Genomic DNA, 10998 nt, shown 5'->3' with positions numbered 1-10998 from the left:
TCACAAGCTGAGATGACTGGGGATGCGGACGTGCCGGCGTCCGACTTCGACGAAGGCGGGATCGCGCTTGGTTGCCCAGACGGCGACCATCTGGCCGACGGACCAGAGCAGAAGACCTGCTAGCCAGAGGCGCAGACCGAGCCCAAGCGCCGCGGCCAGGGTGCTGTTGAGGATGGCGACCGATCGCGGTGCGCCACCCATGAGGATCGGTTCGGTCAGTGCCCGGTGCACGGGCGCGAAAAAGCCGGCGATCTGCCCGTCCATCAGATCACCACACCGCCACCAAACGAGAAAAACGACAGGAAGAAGCTCGACGCCGCGAAGGCGATCGACAGGCCGAAAACGATCTGGACTAGCCGTCGGAAGCCACCAGATGTGTCGCCGAATGCCAGCGACAGGCCTGTCACGATGATGATGATGACCGCGATGATCTTTGCGACGGGGCCTTCGACCGATTGCAGGATCTGATTGAGCGGTTGCTCCCACGGCATGTTGGAGCCTGCCGCCCACGCAGGGGCGGCAATCACGCAGCCCCCTGCGAATGCTCCGACCGAAAGGATGATCCTTTCGCAAAACAAACGACAATTCATAGCTGGTCTCCTATTGGTGAAAGGCTGTAGTCCCCCGAGGGTCCGAGCCCGGTCACACGGGCTAGTTCTCCAAGCCGGCGATCGGCACCTCTGCCGACGAGCACGGCAATGACGTTGATGGTCTCGGCAATCAGGGCGCGTGGGACAGTGACGACAGCTTCCTGGATGAGTTGCTCGAGCCGGCGCAACGCACCGAGGGCTGTGCCGGCATGGATGGTGCCGATACCACCGGGGTGCCCGGTGCCCCACGCCTTCAGCAGGTCGAGCGCTTCCGCTCCGCGGACTTCGCCGATCGGAATACGATCAGGCCGCAGCCGCAGCGCGGAGCGCACAAGATCGGAGAGCGAGATCACACCATCCCGCGTACGCAGGGCGACGAGGTTCGGTGCCGTGCACTGAAGCTCTCGGGTATCTTCAATGAGAATCACGCGATCGGCGGTCTTGGCGACCTCCGCGAGCAGCGCGTTTGTCAGCGTCGTCTTGCCGGTCGAGGTACCGCCCGCGACCAGTATATTCTTACGAGCGATGACGGCCGCCCGCAGCGCATCGGCCTGCTCCGAGGCCATAACCCCGGCCGCGACGTATTCATCGAGCGAGAACACGGCGACGGCCGGCTTGCGGATCGCGAATGCGGGGGCAGCGACGACTGGCGGAAGCAAACCTTCGAAGCGTTCACCCGTCTCAGGCAATTCGGCCGTGACGCGCGGCGCACCAGGGTGAACCTCGTGACCGACATGATGAGCAACCAACCGGACGATACGTTCCCCGTCAGAAGCGGACAGGCTCTCGCCGGTATCCATGAGGCCGTTTGACAGCCGGTCGATCCACAACCGGCCATCCGGGTTGAGCATGACTTCAACAATCGACGGATCTTCCAGGAAGCGTGCAATGGCAGGGCCAAGGGCGGTGCGCAGCATTCGCGCTCCACGCGAGATCGCCTTCGACTGACCAGAATAGATCGACACCGTCGTCCCCCAACAACTGACGGCAACTCGCTGGCCCTCAGGTCGAGACGATACAAAAGCAAAGGGCCGGATCAGCACAACGAGAGCCTGATCGGGGTCGTGGTCTGGCGTAGGAAAAGAAAGATTCGGCTGAGATCGCAGCGACGAGTACTCACCCCTTCGCGTGCGATACGGCCCATCAATAGCGAGGCCACACCACGAACGGATAGTCGACTTTAGACTCGTATCTTTCTGCTGTGACGACGTTGTTTCTTGCTGCTACAATCTACGTCGTTCGCGGAACATCCCCTGTGCCAAGGACGAGAGCTGACTAGAGAATGATACTTCAGATTCGGTCAGACACGCCGCGTTCGATCTTGCGGATCTTTCCCGCTCAACCGCCGTGCAATCAACTTAGAACCGACCGCTCCTCCATCATTTGATTCTTACAGGAGCAACGCTTGCATCTGGCCCCCTGTCCCTCGCAACGCTCGAGCGCAACCAATGCTTATGGTTGCTCGCTGCGAACGGACTGGATACTCAGCAGATGGCGCCCCCCGGGAGCGTAACAGCATCAATCCACCAAGATCACCCGAATATCGTTCACGTTGGTGAGCGTCGGTCCTGGCGTCAGAAGGTCGTTGGTCGCTAAGAAGAACGCAGTAGCGTCGTTATTCGCGAGATAGGTTTCCGGCTTAAGGCGCAGTGCCCTCATCTTCGCAAATGTCGTTGGGTCGATCAGGGCCCCGGCGGGATCCGTCGCCACGCCGGCACCGCCGTCGGCTCCATCGGTATCTCCGGCGAGAGCAGCAATGCCGGTCGTATCTCTCAGCAAGTCGGCAAGCGCCAGGGCATATTCCTGATTGGGACCGCCGCGACCGCTGCCGCGCACGGTGACTGTCAGCTCACCACCAGAAAGAATTGCAGCATGTCTGCCAGCACTGCGCAGCTCCAATGCGAGCTTGGCGTGCGCGGCAGCAACGACGCGCGCTTCGCCTTCGAGGTCGGAACCGAGATCGATCACATCATACCCCGCAGCCCTAGCGAGCTTCACTGCGGCATCGAGCGATTGCCTCGGACGTGCGACAAGCTCGAATTGCGTGCGGGCAAAAGCGAGATCGCCCGGCTTGCAGCTTTCGTTGACGGGATCGTGCAGCGCGCGGAGCACGGCAGGCTCGATTTCGAGACCGTACTCTGCGATGACGTCACGGGCGTCGGCAAGCGTCGTCGGGTCGGGCACGGTGGGACCGGAGGCGATCGCAGACGGCTCGTCATACGGTACGTCGGAGATCGCCAGCGTGACGATTTCGCCGGCACGTTGGCCGAAGCGCGCCAGCCGTCCGCCCTTGATTCGCGAAAGATGTTTGCGAACCATATTGACGCCGTCAATCGGTGCGCCTGAGCGAAGCAAGGCGCGATTAACGGATTGCTTCTGTGTAAAGCTCACGCCTCCTGCTGGCGCGATCCAATTCGCTGAGCCACCGCCAGACAGCAAAACCAACAGGAGGTCGTCAGCCCTGGCCTCGCGCGCAAGCTCGATCGCTTCCGCCGCGCCCCTCAGCCCGGCTTCGTCCGGCACCGGGTGTCCGGCTTCGACCACGCGGATACGCCGTGTCGGAACACCATGACCATGCCGCGTAGTAGCAATGCCAACGAGCCGCTCAGGCGCAAGACCAAGCGCGTCGAGGTAGTACTGCTCCGCAGCAGCTGCCATTGCTCCCGCGCCCTTGCCTGCAGCAAGACAGATCACCCGGCCCACGGGAGCAGGTCGCAAATATGGCGCCAACACCACGCTGGGATGGGCGGCTGCCACGGCGGCATCATATATGGCCCGCAATAAAGGACGTCGATCAATCATGATGATGCAAAGGGTCCAACCGGGTCCACCCGCGCAGCGCGCCTTAAGCGCCCCGCACCGATGCCAAGAACCTCCCGACTTCCTGCTTCAACCGTGCATTGTCGCCGGACAGAGATTTGGCCGCGCTCAGCACGAGACCAGAGGCAGTTCCGGTATCCTCCGCACCACGCTGAACCGCGGTGATGCTCGCCGTTACCGCCGCTGTGCCATGGGCCGCCAGCTGAATGTTGCGAGCAATGTCCTGAGTTGCGGCACTTTGTTCCTCGATCGCTGACGCGATGGCGGCTGATATCTCGGATATCCGGTCTACCACACCACCAATGTCCTTTATCGTATCAACGGCACCGCGGGTGGCGGCCTGGATGTCCACAATCTGTAACCCGATCTCTTCGGTTGCCGCCGTCGTCTGTTCGGCGAGCGCCTTAACTTCTGTCGCAACTACGGCAAAACCCTTGCCCGCATCGCCAGCCCGGACTGCCTCGATCGTGGCATTAAGGGCAAGCAGATTGGTTTGGGCTGCAATTTTCCCGATGAGTTCGACGACATCATCGATGCGCGCGGCCGCTCGGGCCAGTTCGTCAGTACGTTTATTGCTCGCGCGCGACTGCTCGACAGCTGCGGAAGCGATGCGAGCAGCCTCCTGAACCTGCCGGCTTATCTCCACGATCGAGGCCGTCATCTCCTCGGTAGCGGAAGCAATGGAGTGCATGTTGACGGACGCCTGCTCAGCCCCCGACGCCACGCTTGTCGCGAGCCGAAGCGATTCGGATGCGCCAGCCGTCAGCGTGGTTGCCGACGTTTCGAGCTCGGTTGATGCTGACGAGACCGTCTCGACAACTTCACCGATCATGTTCTCGAATTCGCGAGCAATCAAGTCGACCCGATTGCTTCTTTCGATCTTGGCTCTGGATTCGGCAGCGGCCTTTTCATCCAATGCTCTCTTGGCGATCAGCGCCTCCTTGAATAGTTCAAGAGTGGCAGCCATGCGGCCGATCTCGGTATGCTTGCCGCGGCGTTCTATGGAGACCGATAGATCTCCCTCGCTAAGCGCCTGCATCTGCGAGATGATGGTGCTAATACCGGCAGTGAGATCGCGAACCAGGTAGACAGCAATAGCGATACCTCCCATCGCCCCGACGGCAATCAGGGCGATTAGCCACCTTAAGCCCTCATCGAAGCTTCGAGCCGCCTCGGCTCCGGCTCGATCCGCCGCTTCGTTGTTGAGAACGATTGCCCTCATCAAATATTCGTCGGCCGCCAAGCTCTTGGGATTGACGACTTTCGCGTTCATCTCGTGCGCCTCATGAGGCACCCCGCCTACCTCATTGCGAGATCTGGTCATGACCTCTCGACTTCCGATGAGGTATCCGTCCCACAATCTCGACCAGCGATCAAACAGTTCCCGCTCTTCCGCGGATCCAATTAGCTTTTCATACGCGGCGCGGGCCGCGTTGCCGGCCGCGATGGGCTTCTCAAGTGTCCCCTCCGCAGCGAGCTTTGCTTCCTTCGTTTCCGCGAGCATATGCTCCCTGATCATATTCCGGTAATTGATCGTGCTTGCCCGAAGCTCCCCCAGCGCACGAACGGAAGGCAGCCAGTTCGTCTGGATATCCTTGGTCCTGGCATTGATCAGCTGCATGCTTCTGACTGAAAGAAGCCCGATCGCAATGGTGACCACTATCAGGATCGATATGACGGTCACGACTTTCGTCCTGATCGAAACATCCGTCAGCATACGAGCTCCTCTTCCTCGACACTGCAAGCGCAAACGAGCACGCACGCTTGGCGCCCGTGGCAATTGCCCGCGATTCGAACACAAACTTCGACGAATGGATGGCGGCTTGGCGATCGGGTCGGCTCGCGCCAAGCGGCTAGAGTGATCGGGCGCCGAGGATGACACTCGCCCAACTTACAACGACCTTCCGACGGATAGTCCGCAACGAATCGCCGACCGCTCTTACGTTCACGTGTGACGCTCTCAAACAGAGCCTCTGTGCCGAGCAATGCAGGTTGCAATCACGTCTCCCATTGGCTTAGTCCACCAATCGTTGGAGAAGATCTCGATCTCGGAATAGCCGTCAAAACCCTCTGCTTCGACGACGGCACGGATCGACGGAATATCAATGATACCGTCCCCCATCATCCCACGGTCGTTGAGCAAGTCGCGCGTAGGTACCAGCCAGTCGCACACGTGGAAGGCATGTATACGGTTCTTACCCGCACGACGTATCTGAGCGATCAAATCCGGATCCCACCACACATGATAGACGTCGATGGCAACACCAAGCCTGCCAGACTTTTCTGGATCAAGGCGATCGCAAATGTCGAGCGCCTGGCACATCGTACTGACACAGGCGCGGTCGGCGGCATAGGCTGGATGCAGAGGCTCGATCGAAAGCCGCATGCCAACCCCGGCGGCATATTCTAGCAATTCCGCGATCCCCTCCTCAGCTTGCGCACGCGCCCTCGCAATATCTTTGGAAGGGACACTTCCCGGACGCGAATATTGAGGTAGCCCGCCAACCACGAGAACGAGGCAGGGCGCGTTTAGCGCCTTGGCTTCATCGACGGCCCGCCGATTGTCATCACGGACGACCGCGCGGAGCCCCGGATCTGCGGGAAACATCCCGCCACGGCAATAGCCGGAAAGATCCAGGCCAGCGTCTCGGACCAGTCTTACGGCTCGATCGAGGCCAATCGCGGCCACCTGGTCGCGCCAAGGGTCGATCGCGCGGATGCCGGCGCGCGCGCAGGCATCGACGATAGCGACGAGATCGCCTTGATGACGTACTGTCGCCGTGTTCAGCGACAGCCAACGATGGTCTTTTGAGAAATCACGCATCATTCAAGCCCACAGCACGCACCGATATCGCGCGAAGGCCCACTTACCCTTGATCATCCGCCCCATTTCTCCGCAAAATCGACAAACGTGCACAGCCCGATCCCGTCATTCGAGATGCGACAACAATTCCCCATCCAACTACTGCTTCAGCGTGGAACGCGATTCAAGATCGTGAGATGACATAACAGTTATTGCTGCGCCTGCCTTCCCCTCGTTGAGCCGGTGCCGCGAAGGCCGATCTCACGATCGGTGGTTCAGCGCAAAGCTACCGGATGGCCCGTCTGGACCGACGGATCGGGGATCGATCGGTGCTAATGGATCGGATCGTGCCTCGCGAAACTGCTGTCGGATGGCCGTGAGAACGGTCTTGGTCGCAACCGTCTGTGGCCGCTGCATCGATGTCGCGACGCTCAAGCGAAGCGGCGAGAAGATTCCGCTAAGACGCCGGATGTCGAAGCCCGTCGCCGTACTATTCGTGCTCACAAGACCAAACGGGACGATCGTATGCAGAAGGTTGCAGCGAACCAGTTCCAGCATCGTGTTAACCCCGGTGATCTCGAGGTCGACTGCCAGGGTTGTTCCGGCGATCTGGGCTGCGCTTTCAAGGACCGCTCTCAAGCGATCTGGCCGGGGCGGAAGCGCTAGTGGCAAGTCGCGAATAGACTCGAACGTCGTCCCTCCTTCCTGATGGTCGCTTAGACTGCCCAGCGCGCCGAGCAGAACGAAATGATCATTCATGAGATGCTCAACATTGAGCGTGCTCATGTTGGGAGGATTATACAGAATGGCAATGTCGGCGACGCCATTGCTCAACAGTTCGATCGACTTACCGGTGTCCGCCTCGATCAGACTCAATGAAATCCCATCGCATTCGACTTTAGAGCGCCGAATGAGATCGCCCGTCAACCGGGCCGAGAGCCCCGGCACGGCAACGATCACACTTCCAGATTTCGCGGCACTGAACGATCGAAGTGCATCCTGCGCACAGGTGAGATTCTGCAGAATCGACCTGGCGTACACGAGCAGATGATTTCCTGCAGTCGTCAGCGATATCCCCCGGCCATTTCGATTGAAGAGTTGAACACCGTACTTGTCCTCAAGAGCCTTGATGTCCCGGCTGAGTATGGGTTGCCCGATGGCGAGCGACGTCGCCGCCTTCGAAAAGCTCCCGGCTTCCGCCACCTGCAGGAACAGCAACAACCCTCTGAGATCGATTGAGGCTCGCTTGACTTGCGGTAAGATCATCGTCGTCCAATCGGATGTTCAAGCTGCGTGAGCACGGCTGCGGCCGTCGGGCTTCCTCTATTCGTGCCAGGCTTTCCCTGGTTTGGGCACCGGTGGGAATAGGTGCGTCACGCCTCAATTCCTCTGACGGCCAGCACTTCCTTCATCCGCGCAACTGCTCGATCGGGGTCCGTCAGCAGTCTTGCCCGATCGGCAAGACGAAATATCTGCGCTAGATGGAGGGTGGATCGTGCGCTTTCCTGACCACCGATCATGGTGAAGTGATCCTGGTGACCATTGAGATAGGCCATGAAGACCACCCCGGTCTTGTAGAACCGGGTCGGCGCTTTGAAGATGTGGCGCGATAGCGGAACAGTGGGCGCCAGGACATCTTCGAAGGTTGCGACATCACCGTCGGCAAGACGTGATAGCGCGTAAGACGCTGCCGGCGCGATAGCGTCAAAGATACCCAGCAAGGCATGTGAGAAGCCGTGCGCGTCGCCCGCGATCAGCTCGGCATAATTGAAGTCGTCGCCGGTGTACATTTTCACGCGCTTGTCAAGCCGTCGGCGCATGTCAATCTCTCGCTGCTTGTCCAGCAGAGAAATCTTTACCCCATCGACCTTCTCAGCATGAGCGTTGATGATGCCAAGCGCGGTGTTCATCGCCGCGTCAATATCGTGCGTCCCCCAATAGCCAGAGAGGGCTGGATCGAACATGTCGCCAAGCCAGTGGATGATGACGGGTTGGCGAACCTGGGACAAGATCCGGTCATAGACCGTCTCGTAGTCCGAGGCGCCAGTGCCGACGCGCGCGAGGGATCTGGAGGCCATGAGGATGATTCGACCACCGACGGCCTCGATCGCTTCGACCTGCTCTTCATAGGCACGAATCACATCGTCAAGCGATCGGGTATCGTCGGGGTTCAAATGGTCGGTCCCGGCTCCTGACGCGACCAAGCCACCCCGCGCCCTTGCAGCCGCAACACTTTTCTTGATCAGCTCCAAGGACGTCGGCCAATCGAGGCCCATGCCGCGCTGGGCCGTATCCATGGCTTCGGCGACGCCCAGACCGAGATCCCAGATGTGTTCGCGGAACGCAATCGTTCGATCCCAATCAATTGCCGGCTCGAGCCAAGGATCGACGGACGCTAGCGGATCGGCGACCACATGTGCCGCCGAGAACGCGACGCGGTTCAACTCACCCGTAAGCTTTGCCGAAAACGCCTGGGGTACCGAAAGGCGGTAGGTCTCCAACCCCCGTTCGGCGGTGGGCAGCTTCAAGGACAGAGACCCTTCTGTAGGAACAGGTTTGTTCATCTGTCGCTCCTCACACTTTGAGCGGGGCTACGTCGACCCACCGCCGTTCGCGCCAGCTTTGCAGTGCACATTCGACGAGTTGCACGCCCTTGGCTCCTTCGAGCAGTGTGTATTTGTAGGGGGCGTCCTCGCAGACATGACGGATGAACATTTCCCACTGCACTTTGAACCCGTTGTCGTAGGAGTCGTTGCTGGGGACTTCCTTCCAGTCTGCGTAGAAGTCGTGGACACGCTTCTCGTCGGGATTCCACACCGGGCGAGGCGTTGCCTGTCGGGGCTGGATGACGCAATCGGTCAGACCGGCGACCGCGGAGCCGTGGGTACCGTCGACCTGAAACGTAACGAGGTCGTCGCGGTAGACCCTCGTCGCCCAGGACATATTCATATGAGCAATGACCCCGCCCTTGAGGCGGAATGTGGCGTATGCGGAATCATCCGCAGTTGCCTTGTAGTTCTTGCCCTGCTCATCCCAGCGTTCTGGGATGTCGGTGGCTCCAATGCAGGTCAGGCTTTCCACTTCACCGAAAAGATTGTCGAGCACGTAGCGCCAATGACAGACCATGTCGAGGATCATGCCGCCGCCGTCCTCGGCGCGGTAATTCCAAGAAGGCCGTTGGGCAGACTGCCAATCGCCCTCGAAGACCCAATAGCCGAACTCACCGCGAACAGACAGCATGCGGCCGAAGAAACCACTGTCGCGCAGCATCGCCAGCTTCTTCATTCCTGGCAGGAACAGCTTGTCCTGGACAGTGCCGTGCTTGACGCCCTTGGCGTTGGCCAGCTTGATCACGCGCAGGGCTTCCTCGAGACCGGTCGCGATAGGCTTTTCGCAATAAATGTGCTTGCCGGCCTCGATCGCCTTCGCGAGCAAGCCAGGTCGGGCCTGGGTCGTGGCTGCGTCGAAAAAGATTGTATCGTTCTTGTCAGCCAGGGCGCCATCGAGATCCGTCGTCCAGCGCGCGACGTTGAGACTCTTTGCCAACCGCTCGATCCTGTCGGGATTGCGGCCGACCAGGATCGGATCCGGCACCACCCGGTCGCCGTTGGACATTGTGACGCCACCTTGATCACGGATCGCAATGATCGAACGGATCAAATGCTGGTTGAGACCCATGCGGCCGGTGACGCCGTGCATGATCACACCAAGACGATGAGTAGCCATATGATGTTTCTTCCTCTTCAGTTGGGATCAGACTGTGAGTGGAGACCGCGCGCGGCGATCGATAAGACGCAGGACGTTTCCGCTATCGATCTTGCGGCGAAAGGCTTCGCTCAGCTCGAGTGCATTGAGCGCATTGATCGTCTCTCGAACGAGATAGCTTCCGCCCTCCGAGTCAAACGGGAAGTCGCTGGCGAATAGCACCTTGTCCGCACCGAAATAGTCGAGCCCACACCGCGTGGCACCGACAGCCCCCGAAAGCGCCGTATCCGCGAAGAACATGTGAAAATAATCTTCAGCTGGCTTCTTGAGAGGCTTCGGCAGCAAGTCGCTGTCCGCCGGTGGCGTGCGACTGCCCATTTCAAGTCCCCATCCCTGAGTGATACGCCCAGCGAAATAGGGAATCATCGCCCCCATGTGATGGGTGATGATCCTGAGGTTTGGATGACGATCGAATAGTCCTGAGAAGACCAGCCGCGCCATTGCGACGCTGCTGTCGTAGGGCCAGCCGAAGCACCACCAGATTTCGTAGCGGGACTTGGACTCGGTCGGATAGTCGGGCAACGGTCCGCGCACGGGGTGCAACCAGATGACGAGATCGCGTTTTGCAATTTCGTCAAAGACTGGGGCGAAGCGCGGATCATCCAACGGAATTCCCCGTACATGCGTGCAAAGCTGAAACCCGGCAGCCCCTATCGAATCCGCTCGTGCAATTTCCGCCAGGGCCTCGTCGATATCGTGCAGAGACAGCGCCGCGGCGAAGCCAGGAAATCGATCAGGATGCCGCTGCACCAGATCTGCCAGGCCGTCGTTCATCAACCGCATGAGGCTTGTCGCCAGCGCTCCATCGGCGAGGTCCTCTATGGGCGGCATCGACGGCGTCAACAGTTGCCGGTATCCGCTGAACCCGTCCATCAGGCGAAAACGTTGGTCAAGGTCGTATAGCGGCTTGAGCTCCATCCAGCGCCGTAGCGGCCCGGCGGCCGACGCCATCGTCTGCAGACGCTCGAAGTAGCTCGGCGGGAAGATGTGAGTCCAAGCGTCGATGAATTCCGGCACGTG

The 10998-nt window shown here is 59.9% G+C and carries 10 protein-coding genes; all 10 read right to left on the bottom strand.

What is annotated here, in order from left to right:
* The 10 genes from NLM27_RS03000 to NLM27_RS02955 all read right to left on the bottom strand — a co-directional run bounded on the left by NLM27_RS03000 (position 1) and on the right by NLM27_RS02955 (position 10995).
* On the bottom strand, positions 1 to 264 hold the full coding sequence (locus NLM27_RS03000) for a VirB3 family type IV secretion system protein (RefSeq protein WP_254141919.1): 264 nt from the start codon (positions 262 to 264) through the stop codon (positions 1 to 3).
* Entirely contained in the window at positions 264 to 590 is a 327-nt protein-coding gene (locus NLM27_RS02995; RefSeq protein ID WP_254141918.1) for a TrbC/VirB2 family protein, read from the bottom strand. Before NLM27_RS02995 ends, NLM27_RS03000 begins: the two co-directional genes overlap by 1 nt.
* On the bottom strand, positions 587 to 1507 hold the full coding sequence (trbB, locus tag NLM27_RS02990; protein WP_254141917.1) for a P-type conjugative transfer ATPase TrbB: 921 nt from the start codon (positions 1505 to 1507) through the stop codon (positions 587 to 589). The genes NLM27_RS02995 and trbB overlap by 4 nt, the downstream gene beginning before the upstream one ends.
* 601 nt (positions 1508 to 2108) lie before the next feature.
* Positions 2109 to 3392 (bottom strand): glycerate kinase, encoded by a 1284-nt coding sequence (locus tag NLM27_RS02985; RefSeq protein WP_254141916.1) that lies wholly within the window; start codon positions 3390 to 3392, stop codon positions 2109 to 2111.
* A gap of 43 nt (positions 3393 to 3435) precedes the next feature.
* Complete coding sequence (locus tag NLM27_RS02980) at positions 3436 to 5127, bottom strand: methyl-accepting chemotaxis protein (RefSeq protein WP_254141915.1); 1692 nt, start codon at positions 5125 to 5127, stop codon at positions 3436 to 3438.
* Positions 5128 to 5370: 243 nt separating this feature from the next.
* The gene (locus NLM27_RS02975; RefSeq protein ID WP_254148738.1) at positions 5371 to 6234 is read right to left on the bottom strand and encodes a sugar phosphate isomerase/epimerase; all 864 of its coding nucleotides are present in this window, start codon (positions 6232 to 6234) and stop codon (positions 5371 to 5373) included.
* Positions 6235 to 6474: 240 nt separating this feature from the next.
* Entirely contained in the window at positions 6475 to 7431 is a 957-nt protein-coding gene (locus NLM27_RS02970) for a LysR family transcriptional regulator (RefSeq protein ID WP_254141914.1), read from the bottom strand.
* 155 nt (positions 7432 to 7586) lie between these two features.
* Entirely contained in the window at positions 7587 to 8777 is a 1191-nt protein-coding gene (locus tag NLM27_RS02965) for a dihydrodipicolinate synthase family protein (protein ID WP_254141913.1), read from the bottom strand.
* A 10-nt stretch (positions 8778 to 8787) separates the two neighbouring features.
* The gene (locus NLM27_RS02960) at positions 8788 to 9939 is read right to left on the bottom strand and encodes a Gfo/Idh/MocA family protein (protein WP_254141912.1); all 1152 of its coding nucleotides are present in this window, start codon (positions 9937 to 9939) and stop codon (positions 8788 to 8790) included.
* 27 nt (positions 9940 to 9966) lie between these two features.
* Complete coding sequence (locus tag NLM27_RS02955) at positions 9967 to 10995, bottom strand: amidohydrolase family protein (protein ID WP_254141911.1); 1029 nt, start codon at positions 10993 to 10995, stop codon at positions 9967 to 9969.
* Positions 10996 to 10998: the final 3 nt, after the last annotated feature.

Origin of the sequence: Bradyrhizobium sp. CCGB12 (genome assembly GCF_024199845.1) — a bacterium.
Taxonomy (GTDB): domain Bacteria; phylum Pseudomonadota; class Alphaproteobacteria; order Rhizobiales; family Xanthobacteraceae; genus Bradyrhizobium.
This window is presented reverse-complemented; position numbering and strand designations above follow the sequence as displayed.